Origin of the sequence: Candidatus Xiphinematobacter sp. (genome assembly GCA_016766635.1) — a bacterium.
In the GTDB taxonomy this organism is placed as follows: domain Bacteria; phylum Verrucomicrobiota; class Verrucomicrobiia; order Chthoniobacterales; family Xiphinematobacteraceae; genus Xiphinematobacter.
This window is the reverse complement of the sequence record CP068473.1, coordinates 144,742-164,469: the sequence shown is the minus strand read 5'-3', so window position 1 is coordinate 164,469 and position 19,728 is coordinate 144,742. Positions and strand designations below refer to the sequence as shown.

Below are 19,728 nucleotides of genomic sequence, written 5' to 3'. Positions count from 1 at the left end.
TTTTTATTACCTTGAGCGGAGGCTACCTTTTCTGCTGCTCTGCTTTCTCGCGGAAGAAGGATGCAACATTTAACAATTCTAAGGACTGCTTGCTTAGGAGCAACACTGGGAATTGCGGCCATCCTAATAGGCTCTATGGGGTCTGGGGGTCAAGTAAAAAAGCCCACGGGAACCCGTTTTGGGCACGTTGTCGAGAGGGTAGCAGCTGAAGTAACACTTCTTGCTCCAAAAGTTCGTGCTGATTCCTCTTTAGATCCTGGTCAGGTAGAAATGTCTGTGGCTCGTATTCTGGAACAAGGACACTATACACGCCAGAAATTAGATTCGACGAAGGCACAGCAAACTTTGGAAAGCTACTTACGTCTCCTAGACCCCAATCGTCTTTACCTTCTGAGGGGGGATATCGACTCTTTCTATGGGAAATACCTTCCCACACTAAAAAACTCTATCTTACATGGAGACTTAACCCCGGCTCGTGGAATTTATGCTGTCTACAAGCAGCGTGTAGAGAATCGTGTTGCAAGAAATAAAATCTTTCTTAAACAGGCCCTCCATCTTTCCAGCAATGAGACTATCGCTCTCAATCGCGAAAAATCTACCTGGCCCAGACATGAGACTGAAGCCGATAACCTTTGGAAAAACTGGCTCCGGGCTCAAATCCTTCAGGAGCGACTGGTGGATGCTTCCATTAACAAGTCAGTTCAACAGAACGGGGATCATAGGACCGCCCCCCTTTCTGCTACCAAGCGAAATTCTGCGCGTAACACCTCAGGAGGCAGATTCCCCAGTACATTTTCCCATATTAATAGCTCCTCTCCCTTAAAAGGGCTGTCTCAGAAAGCTAAGACAGCAGAGGAAATAGTGGCGCGCCGCCTTGACAATATTCTCCGTACCTTAAAGCATGAGGAGAGTTTTGGCGTGGTAGCTAAGTTTCTTTCTGCTCTTTCCCAAAGTTATGACCCGCACTCGGATTACCTCAGTCCACAAAAGATGGAGAACTTTGCCATCTCGATGAGACTCTCCTTGGTGGGAATCGGCGCCGTGTTGCAAGACGCTGATGGCTATGCTCGGGTTGTGGACATCCTCCCAGGAGGTCCCGCAGACAGAGACGGACGGCTAAAAGTGAACGATTGTATCGTCGGAGTTGCGCAAGGAAATACCCCTTTTGAGGATATGGTCAATACAAACTTAGAAAGGGTAGTGGAACGTATTCGGGGAAAGAAGGGAACGCTGGTCCGCCTTCTCGTGGTTCCTGGGGATTCACTAGATAGTTCTGAGCGTCGGTTAATTGTCATTACACGTGACGAGGTCAGGTTGAAGGATCAGCAGGCGAGAGCAGAAGTCATCGACCTTGAGCAGACAAACGGTAGTATCACGCGTATTGGGTGGATTATGCTACCATCTTTCTATGCTGACATTGATTCCCGAGTCCGAGTTGCTGGCTCTCGCCCAAACACAACACGAGATGTTTCCATGCTACTTAGACGACTTGAGAAAGAAGGCATTCAGGGGCTTATTGTAGACCTACGGAGAAATGGAGGTGGTTCGCTACAGGAAGCCATCAACCTTACTGGATTTTTTATACCCCGTGGGCCTGTGCTGCAGATAAAGGACAGTATGGGGAGGATCTCTATATCCTGTTGTGAGGATGCCGGACACATCTATAGAGGCCCGCTCGTTGTGCTTGTAAACCACTTAAGCGCTTCTGCAAGCGAGATCTTTGCTGCCGCTCTACAGGATTACGGACGTGCGGTTATCGTGGGGGATTCTCGCACCTTCAGCAAAGGAACAGTGCAAACGGTACTGGACGTCGGTCGGTTCATGCCTTTTTTTAGCCTGGCTGCTGCGGATGCTGGTAGCCTCAAGCTCACCATCCAAAAGTTCTATCGGATCAAGGGGGGGTCTACACAGCTCAGGGGCGTAGAATCCGATATTGTTTTGCCCTCACTACTCGACCATCCAAAAATTGGAGAAACGGCTTTGCCAAACGCCCTTCCTTATGATGAAGTGTCCCCGGTGCCATTCCGGCGTTTTTCGGGAAGCCTCTTTTTGGATCAGCTACGTAGGCGCTCCAGTGCTCGGGTTGCTTCAGATCCTGAGTTTGTCTATATTCGAGAAGAAATGGCACGTGTCCATAAGCGTTTAGATGAAAACACGGTTTCCCTCAATGAGGAGGTGCGGAGAGCTGAGATCGAGGAGTTGAGGGCCCGGGAAACCCGACTCGTAAGGGAACTGGCTTTACTGGGACCCAGAATCAAGATGAAAGCATACAGCGTCACGCTGGACAACGTACACCACCCTCAACTTAAGCCAATCCGATATGGTCAAAAATCTCGAGAGGCAAAAAGGCATCCCGATCCCTTAGACGGAAGGGTTACCTCCCTCTCCAAGTTAGAGGAAGATCCGATAAAAACTGAGACCCTACGTATTGCTCAGGATTTAGTCCATCTCGGCGCTGAGACGAGAAAATCCCAGGCGCCGACATTGCATCAACATTGTGATGGGTCTACTCGCTCAGGTGATTTCAAGCTCCAACTCCGTCTCTATGTCAGCAAGCAAACTACGTATTCCTTCCAAAATGGTGGAAGAAGGAAGGTGCGACTCTATTCTTGCAGTTATTGAAGATATCCGTGAGGGACGCATGGTGGTAGTAACGGACGACGCAGATCGCGAGAACGAGGGGGATTTAATCATGGCCGCAGAAAAGGTATCCCCTACCGCAGTAAACTTTATGACACAGTTCGGCCGCGGGCTTATATGTGTCCCCATACTGCCAAGCCGGGCACGACAACTCGAACTTCCCCGCATGGTAGAAAACAATCATGAAGCCCACCAGACTGATTTTACGGTTTCTGTCGATGCTAGTTGTGGGATTACGACAGGCATCAGCGTCCACGATCGAGCAAAAACTATCCGAGTGCTTGCCAGTTCTCAATCAAAATGCAAGTCCCTGGTCCAACCAGGGCACATCTTTCCCCTACAAGCAAGGGAGGGAGGTGTTTTACAGCGTGCCGGCCACACAGAAGCAGCAATAGATCTTGCTCGATTAGCAGGCCTTGATCCCTCAGGAGTGCTCTGTGAGATCCTCAATGAGGATGGCAGCTTGGCGCGTTTACCGGACCTGCTTCAATTTTGCAAAAGGCACAAACTCAAGCTCTGTACCATCCGGGATCTTATTGCTTTTCGCCGAAAAAGTGAAAAGCTCGTCGAGCGATGTGAGATTGTTTCTTTGCCAACGGACTATGGGAAATTCCAGCTCTACCTCTACCGTTCCAAGGTGGATAATAAGTGCCATCTTGCTCTAGTAAGAGGAACTCTTATCTCGGGTGAACCTACCTTAGTTCGTGTCCACAGTGAATGTTTGACTGGTGATGTTTTTGCTTCTAAGCGCTGTGATTGTGGCGGTCAGTTGCACGCTGCGTTGAAGAGAATCTCCCTAGAAAAGAGAGGGGTACTCGTTTACATGCGACAGGAAGGCCGTGGGATTGGCTTAGCATCCAAAATTCTTGCCTACAGATTGCAGGAAAATGGGCTGGACACGGTAGAGGCTAACGAACACCTGGGCCTCCCAATGGACTCCAGAGAGTATGGCCTTGGAGCACAGATGCTTAGTGATCTTGGTGTCGACAAGATTCGACTCCTGACCAATAATCCCAGAAAAGTGGTAGGTTTGCAGGGTTACAACTTGGAAATTGTGGAGCAAGTTCCCCTAAAGATCTCTCCCAATCCGTATAATGCTAAGTATATGGCTACTAAGAAAACGAAAATGGGACACTGCCTATAGGCCAATGCTTGTCATAAAGCACTGGCCAAACTCTTCTCTTTCAGATTTTGGAGCAATGCTACGATAAGAATGCTGCGTGATGTACACTGAAGGAGGACTGCAGAAGAAGATTAGGATTGGAGTGGTGGCTGGCCAGTATAACGTAGAGTTATCGCGGGCTTTGGTGGACTCTGCTTGCAGGGAGCTGAACCGCTCGGATTTGGGAATAGAGGTAAGATGTTTTTCGGTGCCTGGGGCTTTTGAGGTTCCTCTTATTGTTAAGAAGCTTGCTCAGAAGAGATATTATGGAGCCATCATTGCACTAGGGGTGATTATCCGAGGGGAAACTGCACATGGTGATCTCATTGGTACCGTGGTGACAGAGGCACTCATGCAGATTGCCCTAGAATTTTCTATTCCCATTATTCACGAGGTTCTTCTCGTAGATAACGAGGAGCAGGCTCGTCGACGCGTGTGCGGAGGGCAATATAATCGTGGCTCAGAAGCTGCCCAGGTCGCTGTGGAAATGGTACGCATTGTGGCAAACCTTTGATATGCCATACAAGCCCATAGGGGCCAGAAGAGAAGGACGAGAAGCTGCTGTCCAGTTTCTGTATCAACAGGATCTTAACCCGGATACCACTGTGTCAAATTTGCCAGAGTTCTATACACTTCGGGGCCTAAGTCCTAGCGCCCGTCGCTTCTCTGAAATTCTTATACGAGGAGCCTCGCACCATAGAGACTACATTGACCGCATGATTCAATCACATACGCAAAACTATAGACTAACACGCATTTCTTCCGTTGATCGCAACATCCTCCGCATAGCCATCTATGAGATGCTGGAATGCCCTGAGATTCCGTCGGTTGTCTCCATTAACGAAGCGATCGAAATTGCGAAGAAGTATAGCACAGAAGAATCCGGTCGTTTCGTTAATGGCGTGCTGGACAAGGTGCGCCTTGTCCTCAACTGACCAGTAGGAATTTCTTGATAGCATTGAGCAATCCAGTATCGTCCGCATGTCCCCAACAGTGCCAACACCGTACGAACGCGTGAGGGAGTTTTATCTAGTCTCTCGACTGCAAGAGGAAATCGAAGGCTTCCCTTGCAAGGAGGGTAACACAACGAAATTCCAAGTCGCCGGCTAATTAATTGTCTGTGCCGCATATACCCACCAGTAGCATGTGCTCTATGTGCACTAGAGGTAATAGTGCCAGTTCAGCTTTGGGAAGAGGTTGTGACGGTTCTGACACTCCCGAAGAAATGCTGGGTCATGATGACCAGATCTAAGGTTTTCATATAACCGTGTGAACCGTAACAAGTGGTCCCTGGTGCGGCGGGTAGCATAGTTGCGTGCCGTTCCAGTCTTGATAAGGAAGGCCCAGTCGCTGGACTGTGCCAGGAGAAGCTCTCTGGCCATCTGCCGGAGAGTCTGATCTTCATTTTCACTGACGGCTCGTTCAAAGCGACGTGCTGCTTCGATCATTCTTTGGGCCGCCATGTGGAGATGAGGATAAATCCAAGTATTGCTATGGTCTAACCAGACCTGCCAGTATCCCCCATGCCCCCAGCTAGACGCTGCAGGAGTTAGTATCTGAAGGGTTGCATGTGAGGCCAGATATTCAGTGGGGGTACTTAGGCGGTAATTTTTTTGAAAAAGTGCAGATTTCCGCAGAAAGCAGTCCAGAAATTCTGGTCCCTCAAACCACCAATGCCCAAAAAGTTCTGCATCAAACGGACTTACCACGATAGGAGCTACTGGCAAAATGGAGCGCAGTCTTTCCATCTGTCGCACGCGAGTCTCCATAAAATTTTGGGCGTGAGCATCTACTGTTGCCATTGCTAAAGAGCGGCGATAGAGACTCTTTCTTGGGGAGCTGCCGGTAATACTATAGTACTTAATTCCTGTATAGCGACGTTGAGCTCCGGTAGAGAAATAACCAGCAAGAGCCTCTTCCGAGAGATCATGTCCGATGTCTCGATAGAAGTCCCGGTAGGCCGGATCTCCAGGATAACCTTCCTGCGCGCTCCACACCTGCTTGCTAGACTCACGGTCTCTGGCAAAGCAAGCTGGACCAACTGTGGTGTAATAGGGGGAGAAGACGTCAAAGCGGGGCCGCGGATGGGCATTGATAACACCATGAGCATCTATGATGAACCAACGTAAGTTATTCTCCGCCAGAAATTGATCTATGGAGGGTGCATATCCACATTCGGGTAGCCAAATACCAGTAGGATATCTACCAAAACACTCCATATGATAATCAACTCCAATGCGGATCTGAGCCCGCACAGCCTCTGGAAAATCTTCCATAAGGGGAAGGAAACCATGAGTGGCGGCACTGGTAATCAGTTCCAGATGTCCAGAACGCTCCAACATAGCAAATGCCCCTACCAGATCGCACCCTAGCTTTTCTACATACAGTTCACGTGCTTCTGAAAACCTAGTCAGGTAAAAACGCGCCAATTCCTGCAGCCGACGTTCTCCCGAAGTGCGCTCAATTTCTTTACAAGAAATTGCGATGCCACGCTCTAAATAGCGAACCGCCCGACTTTGCAGGAGTGGATCTTGGAGCATGGCACATAACGTGGGTGTCAAAGTCATTGCCAAGCGAAAGGGAATTTCTTCTTCTGCTAGCTGCAGAAATATCCTCAAGAGGGGTAAATAAGTCTCAGTTATAGCCTCGAAGAGCCACTCTTCTTCCAAAAAGTCCTCGTGTTCAGGATGACGAATAAAAGGGAGATGAGCGTGGAGGAGAAGTGCTAGATGACCATTCTGCATCTAAAACTTACAGGGAGATAGAAAGGTGCACACGTATTCTATATTTCCAAAACCAAGGCTTTTCCAGATTCGGATTTTCATAGAACGGGGGGGATTGGGCTATATCTTGGGGGATTAACCACCCTTATAAGGATTAGTAGTTATCCGTGGCACGGATTCCGCTTGGAGAAGAATGCCTGGCTTATTGCAGCCAGATGCATGAAAAAGGCAGTTTGAAGTAGTTCAATTTTTGATGAGAAATGTATTTACTCCACTGCTGCTAGGATGTCACCCTTCAGACTTCAATGCTCGGGGCAGGACGGCCTCTTTCGTTCTGCATTCTAACATGCATGGCAATCTTTTTTCTACACAGCCGCCACATCGGGGAAATTTAGGGAGGATTTTAGTCACAGGAGGGGCAGGCTTTATCGGGAGCGCCCTTATTCATGCGCTTAATCAACAGGGTTGGGAAGATATTTTGATTACCGATTTCCTTGGAAATGGTGATAAATGGAAAAATCTTAGAGCACTCAGATTTGATGACTGTCTCCCTGCGGACCGCTTTCTACAAAAACTTGAGCAATCCGCGGCATTTTACGGAGATTTTAGCGTCGTGTTTCATCTAGGTGCTTACTCCTCTACTATCGAGAGCAATTTGGACTATTTTTTGGAAAAAAATTACTATTATAGTCTCCGCCTAGCAGAATGGGCCCTCGCGCGGGGAATCCGGTTCGTGTACGCCTCTTCGGCAGCTACTTATGGGGATGGAGCGCAAGGATGGGACGACAAAAATGATCATCTCTCCTGCTACCGCCCCCTCAACCCCTATGCCTACTCTAAGTATCTTTTCGATGTTTACGCCCAAAAGCATGGGTTTCTTCAGCACGCGGTGGGGATCAGGTACTTTAATGTCTTTGGTCCCAACGAATATCACAAGGGAGAGATGCGCAGCCTAGTCTGTAAAGGTTACGAGCAAATCCTTGACACTGGAACAGTTAAGCTGTTTAGGAGCTCCCATCCAGAATACCAGGATGGAGAACAGAGAAGAGACTTCGTATACGTACGGGACGCGGTTGAGATGACACTACACTTAGCCAAAACCTCTTCCGCGGTAGGCCTATTTAATGTTGGGAGTGGAATAACACATACATGGATAGAACTCGCCAACGCTATTTTTTCTGCATTGGGGTGTCACCCAAGGATTCAGTTCATCGAAATGCCAGAATCAGTCCATCAGCAATATCAGTACTTTACTCGCGCGGACACTGCCAAGCTCCGCTTTTCTGGATATTCTCGACCGATCACTCCGTTCGAGGACTCTGTTAGGGAGTACGTCACGCGCTATTTGCTACCTGGAGCAAGGCTGGGAGAGGAAAAACCAGCAAAACCTGAAAAAGCATGATACGGTAGCCTCCTATGCGCGATACAGGGATTGAACCTGTGGCTTCTTGCGTGTGAAGCAAGCGCTCTACCACTGAGCTAATCGCGCGAAAGAAGCACTTCCGGTGTTACTCTAGCACACGACGTAAGCACCTTCGATGCCTCCGCTATCCCTGGGAATGTCTCCACGAAAAGGTAGCTCGGCAACTTCCCTTAAAAATACTTGATTGAGGCGAATCCCACTTTGGAAGTTCTCTATAGAAAAATTCTCGTTTGGCGAGTGAGCTCGGCAGTCTGGAGAGGCTAAAGCGAGCAAAAGACTATCTACTCCCAGTACCGTCTTGAAATTCTGCACAATGGGAATACTTCCTCCCTCCCTGATAAGAACAGATCTTCGGCCAAATGTTTTTTGAAGAGCAGCTTGAGCTACCTGCCCATAAGTGGAGTTTGGATTAAAAAAATATGCTGGACTGGAGTGGCCAATCCGAATCTCTAAGTGCACCCCCTTGGGGCATTGTGCACGCAGATAGGCTTCAGCAAGGGACAAGATTTTATCTGGGTTTTGATCTGGCACGAGTCGAAAGGTGAGCTTGGCGACGGCTTTTCTCGGTAAAACGGTCTTGGTGCCCTCGCCTTGGTAGCCGGAGCCTATTCCGTTGACCTCTACTGTAGGACGTGCACCGATACGCTCTCCAGAGGTATATCCAGACTCTCCATGTAGTTCAGAAGCCCCTGTCCGTGCGATGATTTCAGAGTCTGGGATGCTGAAAGTAATCTCACGCTCCCATGGCTCTGGATCCCGGACGTCATCATAAAATCCTGGGATGGTTACTCTCCAAGAGACGTCATGTAAAGAGGCAATCAACCTAGCGGCCACAGTGGCTGGATTAACGACCGCGCCTCCGTACATCCCAGAGTGTAGATCATGCGACGGGCCGTAAACTATCAGCTCTAAAGCTGCCACCCCTCGTATGGAATAACTTAAGGTAGGAATCCCTTCCCCAACCATGCCTGTGTCCGAAATAATGATGATATCTGTCCCTAATTCTCTTTTGTGGTCTTCCAAGAAACTTGGCAGGTGTGGACTGCCAATTTCTTCCTCTCCCTCGATGAGAAAAATCACATTGCATGGCAGGGAACCGTCAACCTGCAAGGCCTCGTGAACTCCAAGAACATGAGCTAAAATTTGTCCCTTGTTATCTGTAGAACCCCTGCCGTACACTTTGCCATCTCGTATTGCTGGTTCAAATGGGGGAGAAATCCACTCTTCAAAAGGTTCAGGAGGCTGAACATCATAATGACCATAGATGAGAACTGTAGGTTTACAATTCTGCCAATCTCGAGACTTTCCTACAATGACCGGATAACCCGGAGTGCTTGGAGTGGAAGTACGGAGCCCAGCTCTACGTAACCTTGCCTCCAACCACTTGGCACACCTATATACATCGTTGTGGTAAGCAGGCTGTGCAGAAATGCTTGGGATACTCAGAAACTCCATCAAGTCGTGTAGGAAAGAATCGTTAAGACACATACTGGAGACTTTAAGCCCGGCTCGTCGTTGTTAGGTATCCTGCTGGATATCTCACTGAAAGCAATCCAAGACTTCAGTGCAAGGGCAGATGTTAGCATAGTGCCGCGGCTTTTCCATTGGGGGCATGCTGGACATCTCCTTAAGGGAGATTGGAAGGGGGGATTCAGATGTTGGGAATGGTCAGCATAATACCTGTTCTAAGGTGTGTGGAACCATTAAGCTGGGCTCGGTTTGCATCTGCGATCTCCCTCCAACACTGTGGAGTCCTGTAGAATCTTTCTGAAATTGTAATCAGTGTGTCCCCGTGCTTTACTCTATAGATGCGTGGCTTTGGATTGGATTTGTTGCCGACGACCTTCTTTTTGGAAGACACTTGAGTCTGAATAGAGGCCTCCTTCCGGTAACGCAGGGTTACCAACTGGGATTGAAGGGAAAGATTTGCATTCCTCAGTCGTATGGCTTCTGCCTGGGAAACCAGTACTCCGTCAGAAAGCTGGCTTGCAAGGAGGAGACGAAGGCGCTTTATATCCTCTAGGACCTCCTTGACGCGCGCGTCCCTTGGAATTTTTTCTACAAAACGCTGAAAATGATAAAGAGCGCCTACCAAATTGTGAGTTCTGGAGCCACAGATTAGGGCCATACGGTAGTGGACTTCTGTACCTACAGGAGTTCCATCTATACACCTTTCGTAAAGTTCCAACGCTTGGTGATATTTTCCATCCATCTCTGCCTGCTCAGCGCGTTGACGCAAGCTAGTGGGAGGTAAGAGAGAGCCGTCGCACCCAGTACATAGAAAAGAGAAAATTGTCCAGAGAAGCAAAAGACCCCATGATTGGCGTTCAAACAGGTGGATTGTATCGTACGTCTGGGGGCTCTCCGTTCTTACAATCGGAGTCCATCTTAATGGATCCATCCCCATCGTGAGCTAAACGGCCACAGAATAAACAGGGCTCGACCTACTACGCTTCCCCGTGGGACAACCCCCCACTCCCGACTATCACTGGAATTGTAGCTGTTGTCTCCCAGCGCAAAGTAACTATTGGGGGGTACGGTAAAGGTTTCCTGTGGTGTAGCAAGATACAGAGAGGAGGGGACGTTTGCATATCCTTGAAATCCGTTTTCGCAACTCATCACCTGCCGTAGTCTAGCTTCGAGGGCTACTTGCCCGTTAACAAAGAGAAGAGGGGAATCAATACGCAGGGTATCGCCTGGAACTCCTACCAGGCGTTTTATATAATGCTCGAAGGCAGCGTGCTCCAGGCGTCGAGACCGGATTTTTGGGATGTTTAGCGTCCTAAATACAAAAATATCACCTCGCCTAGGAGAGGTGAAATGGTACCCAAGTTTGTCTACAAACAACTGGTCACCTGATGTTACCATACCACGAGCAATGGCTTGTCCATGCCTGTAGAAGCGTCCCTCACTTACACCGAAGCAAGAATAAAGCGTGGAAGATGGAGCAAAAGTCCAGTAGGTATGCTTGGTTCCCTTGAGCTGTGTAAAAGTAAAAAAGTTGAGGAACCGGTGTTCCTCTATGTGGAGGATGGTCTCATCAAACTGGGCGATAACATTAAGATATGAGCGTCCATACACAATGAACTCTAGGATTCGAGCAGGTAGGGGAGGTGGAGGACTAGGGGAAGGTTGTCCTACAATTCCAAAGAGGGTAGGTTGCATGGAACCGCTAGGAATTTTAAATGGCTGGAGGAAATACGCTCGTATGCTGGCCGCTAGAACGACAGCCACTAGAATCATTTCTACGTTCTCACGCCAGCCTGCGTAGTTACGCCGCGGCATTACTTGGAGAGTGTATTTCTCTAGGGCCTGCATGGAAAAAATGACGCTATTTTTTTCTCCCTGTCGTATTGCCGCCTGTAGTTGAAGAATGTCCTCCCTTAGCCTTCGCAGTTGCCTAGGAGTAAGCAGATCCTTCTGATAGCGCAGTGCCTTGTAAACCACGCATAGCCTCCGCCTTGCTTTCTTAATATAACGAGGGGTGAAGAAAAAAAGCATCGAGGAAAGAATAGAAGCAAGAGAGGAACTGGTCTAGTAGGCCTTTAGGATTTCCATGAATGCCTCCGGCGGGATGCTCACTCTACCAATTGTCTTCATCCTTTTCTTTCCCTCTTTTTGTTTCTCTAGCAGCTTCCGCTTACGAGTAATATCGCCCCCGTAGCATTTTGCGGTCACATTCTTACGGAGTGGAGAGATATTTTCTCGTGCGATGATTTTCCCACCAACGGCTGCCTGGATCGCTACTTGATAGAGTTGTTTGGGGATTACCTCCTTCAGTCTCTCTGCTAAACATCGACCTCTTGCTCGTGCTTTGTCGCGGTGCACAATACTAGAGAACGCATCAACTGACTCTCCATTGACCAAAATTTCCAGCTTTACGAGATCTGCGGGACGGCAACCCACTGACTCGTAATCCATAGAACCATAGCCACGAGTAACGGTCTTAACCTTGTCGCAGAAGTCTACCACAATTTCATTAAGGGGCAAGATGGCTTTCAGCATCATCCGGCGAGTATCCACAGACTCCATTTGCTCTACTGTCCCTCTTCTTTCCGAAGTGAGACGCATAAGATCCCCAAGATGTTCATTGGGAACTATGATGAAGCAGCCTACAATAGGCTCTCTGATTTCTAGGATCATACTCCTATCGGGTAAATTAGCAGGGTTGTCCACTTCTAAACGCTCACCGTTAGTTTTGATTACTTCGTAGATTACGCTTGGATGAGTGGCGATAATATCCACGGCGTATTCTCGTCTAAGGCGTTCTTGTACAATTTCCATATGGAGCAAGCCCAGGAACCCGCAGCGCAATCCAAACCCTAGGGCTATACTGCTTTCCGTCTGAAATATTAATGCGGCGTCATTCAACTGCAGCTTGCCCATAGCTGCCTTAAGAGATCCAAAGTCTGCAGTATTGATGGGATAGATCCCAGAAAACACCATTGGATGTATTCTCTGAAACCCAGGAAGAGGAAATGGGGCAGGATGGTGGGAATCCGTGAGTGTGTCTCCCACCAAAATTTCTGAGACAGATTTAACACTTGCGACGAAATAGCCAACGTCACCGGACTCCAACTGTGGCTGGCTCGTCTTTTTTGGGGTAAAGACTCCCACCTCTTTGATCGTGTAGTGTTTGTTTGTTGCCATCATCTTAACTATTTGACCGGGTGCTACATTTCCTGAGAAAATGCGGACGTACCCGACGACTCCCCTGTGACTGTCAAATACGGAATCAAATACAGAACCACGTAGGACTTCATCTTGGCTGGTTGGAGGCGGGACGCGTTTAACAATTGCTTCCAGAACATTGGCAATCCCAGTACCAGTTTTGGCGCTCACCTCGATAGCCTCTTGGGCCGGAATGGTTAGCACTTCTTCCAGCTGTAGTTTCGTTGCATGGACGTCTGCACTAGGAAGGTCGATCTTGTTTATTATTGGAATAATGGCCAGCTTTTGCTTGGCTGCCAGGTTGGCATTGGCGACGGTTTGTGCCTCTATCCCCTGGGCAGCGTCAATAATTAGCAAGGCTCCTTCACAAGCTGCTAGACTACGGGAAACTTCATAGGCAAAGTCTACATGACCAGGAGTATCGAGGAGGTTAAGCCGGTAGCTTTGTCCGTCCTGGGCCAGATAATGCATCGTTACCGGATGGGACTTAATGGTAATGCCTCGCTCACGTTCCAAGTCCATGGAATCAAGAAGCTGATCCTGCTTCTCTCTTTCCGTGATGGTTCCAGTACTTTCTAAAAGGCGGTCGGATAGCGTAGTCTTACCATGATCGATATGCGCTATGATACAAAAGTTACGCGTGAGATTTGTTGGCATTGGACAGACCGGATAAGCGTACAAACGTCCTGCGCCCATACGTGAGTATGAATAAATGTGCAAGAAACAGCAGCCGGCGACGGGATTTGAACCCGTGACCTATCGATTACGAATCGATCGCACTACCGTACTATGCTACGCCGGCAACTTGAGAATAACCATCACAACCAAACCAGAAATTCTGACTCCGAGCCATTATTGGCCAACATTTTCCACGTTACCTTACCTCCAGAGAGTCGCTGGATAGCGTCCACTCCGTACAAAGTTTGCAATCGCCCTAACCATAGGAAACTTATCCTCTTTGTATGTCACTCCATACCATTGGTTATCAGTCGGGAAAACAGATACAGTCACTTCAGAGCGAAAGAGCATCTCCGAGATTGCTCTAGAAATGTAGAATTCCCCACCGGTAGCACTCAAATTCTTTGAAAGAAAGGAGCAAAAACTTTTTTCTAAGAGTGGAAACAGACAGGGGGTTAGCCCCCAAAAATTCAACGAAACGATTTCTGTACCCTTAAACCGCTTGACTACAGTATCCCCCGTGAAGCTTACAATCCCCTCTGGACGCTTCTCGACACTTGAATGCTCCTCGGCACCTCGCAACATTCCCATCTGGTTAACGATACATACTGCTCGGGAGACCGGCCCATGATCTGAAAGAGTGCCAGCCAACTGAAACCCCGGCATCATGAAGTTGGTGTATTCCAACCCCGGCTGCGAGAAGAACAAAGCTGCGTTGTGGAATGCATCCTCTCCATAAAAGTCGTCCGCATTAATGGCAACAAAGGACTTTTTGAGAGCATGACGAGCACACCAAATAGCATGCCCTGTCCCCCAAGGCTTGTTGCGATCGCCGGATGCGGAAAATCCGGGAGGTAAATCGTTCCGGTCCTGCAATACAAGTCCTGTACGCACATGCCTACTTACTCTCCGGAGTACTTTCTTACGAAACACTTCTTCAAACTCCCTACGCAGTACGAATATGACTTCGTCGAAACCATGCCGTAAGGCATCGTAAATAGAATATTCCATGATTACCTCATTGCTGGGGCCAACAGGATCCAACTGCTTTAGCCTCTTATATCGGTTTCCCATTCCAGCTGCGAGAATTAAGAGAGAAAGGGCCATGAGATTATTATGTTATAGACAGCATACGGGCTGATGTGGCACAACGGGGCCGTCTGGCTTTGGGAGTGTGCGTACTATGCAGTCTGTGGCACTAGCTCCTGTACTGTGTGCTGTACTGTGCCATGCTTTCAGCTTTTTAATTTTTTTATAGGCGTCGACTAGGTCTTTTTTATGAAAATCACTTATTATGGGCATGCCTGCTTTAAGGTGTGCATGGCAGGAGTAGAACTGTTGTTTGACCCTTTTATCAGCCCAAATCCGCTCGCCTCCGATGTCCAGTTGGACCAGGTGTCGGCGGATTATATCTTGGTTAGCCATGGACACGAGGACCATTTAGCTGATGCTACCTATTTGGCGTGCGCGGGGAATGTCCCAATTATTTCCAATTGGGAAATCTGCAATTGGTTTTCAAAGCAGGGAGTTTGCAAAACGTATGCCATGAACCATGGGGGCACCCTAATCCTACCGTTTGGGATGGTGAAATACGTTTATGCACAGCACAGCAGCAGCTTACCTGATGGCTCATATGGCGGTAATCCGGGGGGATTTATTGTGCATTCCCCCACTGGGGCTTTTTACTATTCGGGCGACACCGCTCTGACTACTGATATGAAGTGTTTCGGGGAAGATTTTCGGCTTAATTTCTCAGCTTTTCCCATTGGTGATACCCTCACAATGGGATACAAGGACGCCGCACGCGCAGCCTCCTTTACCCGGGTAAAGGATGTACTTGGCTTGCACTACGACACGTTTCCTGTTATCCAAATTGACCAGAAAATGGCCTTGCACCATTTCCAGCAGGCCGGTTTGCGACTGCATCTTCCACCAATTGGAACTGTCCTTAGGCTGGGGGCATAGCCCTATTTATCATCATTTTTTGGTGTTGCCGTTTCCTCACGTACCTTACGCAGCATGCACTCTCCCTCACTGCTATCGACTCTAGCCGAAAGGGTATAGGATGGCTCAGGAACCTGTTGAGCAAACCAGAAAGAGTGGGGGCACGACATCCCCCGAAGACTAGTGGCTCGATTGTCAAGTTTACTTCTGAAATGGCGTCCACTTCCAGCAATGCTCGCAGCAATGTAGGCCCCCCTTCGCAGACTAACGTGCGTACATGGTACTGAGACCGAAGTACGCGTAGGATAGCGCTTAAGGAGAATGATTTGCCAGTCAAGGCGTTTATGATGACGCCCTCTGGAAACGTCGATCGCACGGGAAGAGGGAGATTGTAGGCTGTGAATACTAGGAGAGGTGCCCGCATCTCTAAAAAAACCTTCATTTTTGGATCTAGTGGACCCCGCGCACTGACTAGCACGCGTAATGGTTCTGCCGACCTCCCGGCTGCCTGTCGTCCAGCTCGGAGGTCTGGTAGGGAGATCCCCATCTGCATTTGGTCAACCTCTGCCGTTCTTCGACCGACCATTATGGCATCTCCACGAGCCCGGATTTCCTGCATTCGCCTGCGATCTACTGCTGATCCAAATCCGCTGGGCATCCAGTTTCGCACAGACACTTTTCCGTCAGCGCTCATGGAAAAGTTGACGATGACCTTGGGCCAAAAACTATTTTGGTGCTGTTTCATAACATGGCTGCTTGTGTTTGTTAAGTCCGGCAGGAGATCGACACTAAACTCTACAGCAGCAGACCCCGCAAGGCGTCTGGTGTGAGAAAGCAGACTATCTTGTGATTAGCCTGATTTCTGATCTCTGTCACTGAGAACTCCTGGAGGAAAACATGCCTTTCCAGCGCTCGACTGATTTCTGGACCGCATCGCCCCCTTCGACACCCTTTAAGTCCAACACGAACATGCAGCTATCCGGAAGAAACGGTACTAATCCGGGATAATCGATCGTTCCGCTGAACGGGAGAAGATTATCATTATCCAATCCTCGAACATCACACACGTGCGAGCCAATTGCCCAAGACCCGACACGATCTAACCACTCCCTGTGGTTGATCAATGTGAGGTGCTCTTTAACCTGAGAGCACCCGAAGTTGTGCCAGTAACCGAACGTTGGATGACCTAATCTCTCCAATAGAGGGAGCAGCTCTCGCTCGCTTGGGAATGCCTCGTAGGCTTTTCGGTTTTCAATACCAAGGCGTATCCCCCTTGCGCTAGCGTAGTCTCCCAATCGCAGCAAACAGTCAACTGCTCGTTCTTTTAGAGAGTCGGAATGGCGCTCCCTGAGAAGAATTTCTCGGATTTTTGCTCGAGCAAATTCCTTTGTATAAAGTTTCCCTTGAAGGGCAAGTCGCCGCAAACGCCGATAGGAATGAAGGCCGCCTACCCTTCCAAAGAGCAGTATTACACAGCTGGCGCCGAGCCTAGATGCGTAATCGATAGTTTGTTGGGTGAGGTGAATAGCTTGTTGGCGCTGATCCCCCCTATGAGAAGTAAACTGCAAAAGGTCGTGGTTGGTCCACTCCCTGGAGGCAGAATGAAAATTATAGAGACTGGAAATACGTACTTTTCCTCTCTCAACAAACTTGGAAATCTCGGCTGCCATGCGGGTATTTATACCCCAACTGAGCTCTATCCACCTAAAACCTAACGCCATAATTTCCTCGAGCATAGACTTACCGGATCGGTGTCTATGAATATTCCACGAGGTTGACATAGCCAGAATTCTCTCTTTCCCAACGGGACACACCGGGCAGCTTACATCAATACTGGGATAGGATCAAGTTTCCATATCTCACTTGCGTATTCGCTGACAGCGCGGTCACTAGAAAATTTTCCTACCCGTGCGGTGTTGAGAATTGCCATCCGTGCCCAAAGGGACTTATCCCGAAAGGTCGCCTCGACACGTTGCTGACAATTACTGTAGGAACGAAAGTCTGCAAGAGCGAGAAACGGGTCCTGATGAATAAGATTCTCTCGAAGAGGCTCCAACGCCCCCGGTGGATCGAAAGGGGTAAAATAGTCAGACCCCAACCAGTCTATCACAGCATGGAGCTCCTCATCTGAATGGTAACATTCCTCTGGGCAATATCCGTCGCGCAAGAGTGCTGCTACTTCATCGACTCTTAGACCAAACAGAAAGATATTTTCTTCTCCTACCTCTTCGCAAATTTCAACATTGGCACCATCTAGTGTTCCTATAGTCAGTGCTCCATTTAAAGCCATTTTCATGTTACCAGTCCCGCTAGCTTCCTTACCAGCAGTAGAAATTTGTTCTGAGAGATCAGCCGCAGGAACAATCCGCTGGGCAAGGGAAACTCGATAATTTGGTAGAAATGCAACCTTTAGCTTGCCACCAATTCGACTATCTCTGTTGATTATGCTTCCCACAGAATTGATAGCCTTAATGATACACTTCGCCATGTCATAGCCTGGGGTAGCTTTCGCCGCAAAGATAAACACCCGTGGGATAATATCTAAGTCAGGATTTTGTAGAAGACGGCGATAAAGCGCCAAGATGTGAAGAAGATTTAAGTGTTGGCGCTTATACTCGTGCAGTCGCTTGATTTGAACATCAAAAAGTGCGTTAGGGTCTATAGTGATTCCACACTCCTGCTGAATCAAACGTGCCAGGAGAGTCTTATTGGCTAATTTTGCCTCCATGAAGTCCCGCTGGAAATCAGGATCTTCCATATGGTCCTCTAATGCACACAGCTGACTAAGATTTTTTATCCAACCATCACCGATCTTTGAGGTGATAAGAACGCTTAATCGGGGATTGCACCCTAATAACCACCGGCGAGGGGTGATCCCATTAGTTTTATTGTTGATTTTGGATGGATAAAGCGCGTGAAATTCATGGAACAGATTCTTCTTAAGGAGCTGAGTGTGCATCGCTGCCACACCATTAACTGAGTGGCTACCTACTACGCATAGGTGGGCCATACGTACCATCCTTTCTTTTCCTTCTTCGATTAAAGACAGTGCAAGCTTCTTGCCGGTGTCCTTCGGCCATTTTTTTTCGACTTGTTCTAACAGTTTCGAATTAATTTCGTAGATAATCTGCAAATGGCGGGGCAGAATCGTGGCGAAGGTAGTGACGTTCCATTTTTCAAGCCCTTCTGGAAGAAGGGTATGATTTGTATAGGCGAATACACGAGTAACGATGGACCATGCTTGTTCCCAAGGCATTGCATAAAGGTCCAGAAAAATCCGCATTAACTCTACAATGGCAATCGCTGGGTGGGTGTCATTAAGTTGGATAGCAACCTTGTCCGGAAGGTACTCCCAGTTATCATTGTTTTTCCGAAATCGACGGAGGATATCCTGTAGGGAACAGGAGACGAAGAAATACTGTTGAATAAAGCGTAACTCTCGACCTCGCTCAGTTTTGTCATTTGGATAGAGCACCTTGGTGATGATTTCGCTGGAGTTTTTCTCCAGAACGGCCCTATCGTACTCCCCACGATCGAAGGCTTCAAAATCAAAACTCTTCTCCGCACAAGACGCCCAAAGCCGAAGATAGTTGACGGTGTTCGTTCCGAATCCTGGTACCGGAATATCGTGCGGGGTGCCTAGTATCTTTTTAGTGTCTACCCACTTTTGTGCACAGTTACCGTACCCATCGAAGACATCTTCTACATGACCATAAAGGTGAACCTCCGCGGCGTACTCCGGCCTCTTAATTTTCCAAGGGGACCCAAAGCATATCCAATTATCGGGAAGTTCCACCTGGTATCCATTATGAAATTCTTGTTTGAAGAGGCCAAACTGGTAGTAAATCCCATAACCAACAGCGGGCAAGTCCATGGTAGACAGCGAGTCCATAAAGCAGGCAGCAAGGCGACCTAGCCCACCACTCCCCAGGCCCATATCATATTCTTCCTCACGGAGGCTATCAAGACTCAGACCCATTTCGCTAACTGCTTGCTGGGCCTGAGAGAAAATACCAGCGCTAAGGAGACTATTGGAAAACAAGCGTCCCATGAGAAATTCTAGGGAGAAATAGTAAACACGCTTGACGTTCTTTCGGTAATGTTCCTTCTGAGTCGCGATTAGACGCTCGATAATAATAATTTTCGCGGCTTGAGAAGTGCTGAGCCACCAATCTCGGAGAGTCGCTGTTTCTGGATCCCGTACTAGCCCCAACCTTAGTTGGTCGTAGATCAGCTTCCTTAGTTCCGGAACACTAGTATCAATCATTAACTAAAAAGGTTTGAGGAGATTTGGGCGAATTGTGCTCAAGACAATCAGGCCATCAGGCATTTGCACTTTCATTTCTTGCAGCTAGCGGTCACTCTATAAGAGACACGCGGGAGGGGGCGCCGCACGCCTCCGCAGCGGGAAACGAGGGAAGCTGCGCACCCCCTCCGCCGCATCCGGCCTAGCCCAACCCAGGCCATGGTGCCATATTAAAGTGGTG

The 19,728-nt window shown here is 48.6% G+C and carries 15 protein-coding genes and 2 tRNA genes; 6 read left to right on the top strand and 11 right to left on the bottom strand.

Going from position 1 to position 19,728, the window contains the following annotated elements:
- Positions 1-60: 60 nt before the first annotated feature.
- The 4 genes from JMM79_00750 (at position 61) to nusB (ending at position 4,737) form a co-directional block, all read left to right on the top strand.
- Positions 61-2,622, top strand: a complete 2,562-nt coding sequence (locus JMM79_00750; GenBank protein QQY08499.1) for a carboxy terminal-processing peptidase — start codon at positions 61-63, stop codon at positions 2,620-2,622.
- Entirely contained in the window at positions 2,579-3,784 is a 1,206-nt protein-coding gene (locus JMM79_00745) for a bifunctional 3,4-dihydroxy-2-butanone-4-phosphate synthase/GTP cyclohydrolase II (GenBank protein QQY08724.1), read from the top strand. The genes JMM79_00750 and JMM79_00745 overlap by 44 nt, the downstream gene beginning before the upstream one ends.
- Positions 3,785-3,863: 79 nt before the next feature.
- A complete protein-coding gene (gene ribH / locus JMM79_00740; protein QQY08723.1) occupies positions 3,864-4,316 on the top strand; it encodes a 6,7-dimethyl-8-ribityllumazine synthase in 453 nt (150 codons plus the stop codon).
- Positions 4,317-4,332: 16 nt separating this feature from the next.
- A complete protein-coding gene (nusB, locus tag JMM79_00735; protein ID QQY08722.1) occupies positions 4,333-4,737 on the top strand; it encodes a transcription antitermination factor NusB in 405 nt (134 codons plus the stop codon).
- Between the two features lie 225 nt (positions 4,738-4,962).
- Here nusB and JMM79_00730 read toward each other — a convergent pair whose 3' ends face one another.
- Positions 4,963-6,546 carry a DUF1957 domain-containing protein gene (locus tag JMM79_00730; protein ID QQY08498.1) on the bottom strand — a complete coding sequence of 528 codons (1,584 nt, stop codon included), beginning with the start codon at positions 6,544-6,546 and terminating at the stop codon, positions 4,963-4,965.
- A 325-nt stretch (positions 6,547-6,871) separates the two neighbouring features.
- Between JMM79_00730 and rfaD the strand changes: the two genes are divergently transcribed.
- Positions 6,872-7,927, top strand: a complete 1,056-nt coding sequence (gene rfaD, locus JMM79_00725) for an ADP-glyceromanno-heptose 6-epimerase (GenBank protein ID QQY08721.1) — start codon at positions 6,872-6,874, stop codon at positions 7,925-7,927.
- Positions 7,928-7,942: 15 nt separating this feature from the next.
- On the opposite strand, the gene JMM79_00720 is transcribed toward rfaD, so the two are convergent.
- The 7 genes from JMM79_00720 to JMM79_00690 form a co-directional block, all read right to left on the bottom strand.
- Positions 7,943-8,014 (bottom strand) — tRNA-Val (locus tag JMM79_00720).
- Between the two features lie 24 nt (positions 8,015-8,038).
- The gene (locus JMM79_00715; protein ID QQY08497.1) at positions 8,039-9,436 is read right to left on the bottom strand and encodes a dipeptidase; all 1,398 of its coding nucleotides are present in this window, start codon (positions 9,434-9,436) and stop codon (positions 8,039-8,041) included.
- Positions 9,437-9,599: 163 nt separating this feature from the next.
- Positions 9,600-10,256 carry a LysM peptidoglycan-binding domain-containing protein gene (locus tag JMM79_00710; protein QQY08496.1) on the bottom strand — a complete coding sequence of 219 codons (657 nt, stop codon included), beginning with the start codon at positions 10,254-10,256 and terminating at the stop codon, positions 9,600-9,602.
- Positions 10,257-10,336: 80 nt separating this feature from the next.
- Positions 10,337-11,449 (bottom strand): signal peptidase I, encoded by a 1,113-nt coding sequence (gene lepB / locus JMM79_00705; protein ID QQY08495.1) that lies wholly within the window; start codon positions 11,447-11,449, stop codon positions 10,337-10,339.
- A gap of 33 nt (positions 11,450-11,482) precedes the next feature.
- Positions 11,483-13,276, bottom strand: coding sequence for an elongation factor 4 (gene lepA, locus JMM79_00700; GenBank protein ID QQY08720.1), 1,794 nt, complete (start codon positions 13,274-13,276; stop codon positions 11,483-11,485).
- A 71-nt stretch (positions 13,277-13,347) separates the two neighbouring features.
- A tRNA-Thr gene (locus tag JMM79_00695) sits at positions 13,348-13,421 on the bottom strand.
- A gap of 77 nt (positions 13,422-13,498) precedes the next feature.
- Positions 13,499-14,404: a nucleotidyltransferase gene (locus JMM79_00690; GenBank protein QQY08494.1), complete on the bottom strand. Its 906-nt coding sequence runs from the start codon at positions 14,402-14,404 to the stop codon at positions 13,499-13,501.
- Positions 14,405-14,575: 171 nt separating this feature from the next.
- Between JMM79_00690 and JMM79_00685 the strand changes: the two genes are divergently transcribed.
- Positions 14,576-15,262 (top strand): metal-dependent hydrolase, encoded by a 687-nt coding sequence (locus tag JMM79_00685; GenBank protein ID QQY08493.1) that lies wholly within the window; start codon positions 14,576-14,578, stop codon positions 15,260-15,262.
- On the opposite strand, the gene JMM79_00680 is transcribed toward JMM79_00685, so the two are convergent.
- The 3 genes from JMM79_00680 to JMM79_00670 all read right to left on the bottom strand — a co-directional run bounded on the left by JMM79_00680 (position 15,246) and on the right by JMM79_00670 (position 19,508).
- Positions 15,246-15,986, bottom strand: coding sequence for a RibD family protein (locus tag JMM79_00680; GenBank protein ID QQY08492.1), 741 nt, complete (start codon positions 15,984-15,986; stop codon positions 15,246-15,248). The two genes, JMM79_00685 and JMM79_00680, sit on opposite strands and share 17 nt — an antisense overlap.
- A 127-nt stretch (positions 15,987-16,113) precedes the next feature.
- Positions 16,114-17,022: a sugar phosphate isomerase/epimerase gene (locus tag JMM79_00675; protein QQY08491.1), complete on the bottom strand. Its 909-nt coding sequence runs from the start codon at positions 17,020-17,022 to the stop codon at positions 16,114-16,116.
- A gap of 41 nt (positions 17,023-17,063) precedes the next feature.
- On the bottom strand, positions 17,064-19,508 hold the full coding sequence (locus JMM79_00670) for a glycogen/starch/alpha-glucan phosphorylase (GenBank protein QQY08490.1): 2,445 nt from the start codon (positions 19,506-19,508) through the stop codon (positions 17,064-17,066).
- Positions 19,509-19,728: the final 220 nt, after the last annotated feature.

Coding starts and splice junctions, on each gene's coding strand:
- lepB (QQY08495.1), bottom strand. CDS start 11,449: ATGCTTTTTTTCTTCACCCCTCGTTATATTAAGAAAGCAAGGCGGAGG.
- JMM79_00690 (QQY08494.1), bottom strand. CDS start 14,404: ATGGCCCTTTCTCTCTTAATTCTCGCAGCTGGAATGGGAAACCGATAT.
- JMM79_00680 (QQY08492.1), bottom strand. CDS start 15,986: ATGAAACAGCACCAAAATAGTTTTTGGCCCAAGGTCATCGTCAACTTT.
- lepA (QQY08720.1), bottom strand. CDS start 13,276: ATGCCAACAAATCTCACGCGTAACTTTTGTATCATAGCGCATATCGAT.
- JMM79_00670 (QQY08490.1), bottom strand. CDS start 19,508: ATGATTGATACTAGTGTTCCGGAACTAAGGAAGCTGATCTACGACCAA.
- JMM79_00745 (QQY08724.1), top strand. CDS start 2,579: ATGGTGGAAGAAGGAAGGTGCGACTCTATTCTTGCAGTTATTGAAGAT.
- JMM79_00685 (QQY08493.1), top strand. CDS start 14,576: ATGAAAATCACTTATTATGGGCATGCCTGCTTTAAGGTGTGCATGGCA.
- rfaD (QQY08721.1), top strand. CDS start 6,872: ATGCATGGCAATCTTTTTTCTACACAGCCGCCACATCGGGGAAATTTA.
- JMM79_00675 (QQY08491.1), bottom strand. CDS start 17,022: ATGTCAACCTCGTGGAATATTCATAGACACCGATCCGGTAAGTCTATG.
- JMM79_00750 (QQY08499.1), top strand. CDS start 61: ATGCAACATTTAACAATTCTAAGGACTGCTTGCTTAGGAGCAACACTG.
- ribH (QQY08723.1), top strand. CDS start 3,864: ATGTACACTGAAGGAGGACTGCAGAAGAAGATTAGGATTGGAGTGGTG.
- JMM79_00730 (QQY08498.1), bottom strand. CDS start 6,546: ATGCAGAATGGTCATCTAGCACTTCTCCTCCACGCTCATCTCCCTTTT.
- JMM79_00715 (QQY08497.1), bottom strand. CDS start 9,436: ATGTGTCTTAACGATTCTTTCCTACACGACTTGATGGAGTTTCTGAGT.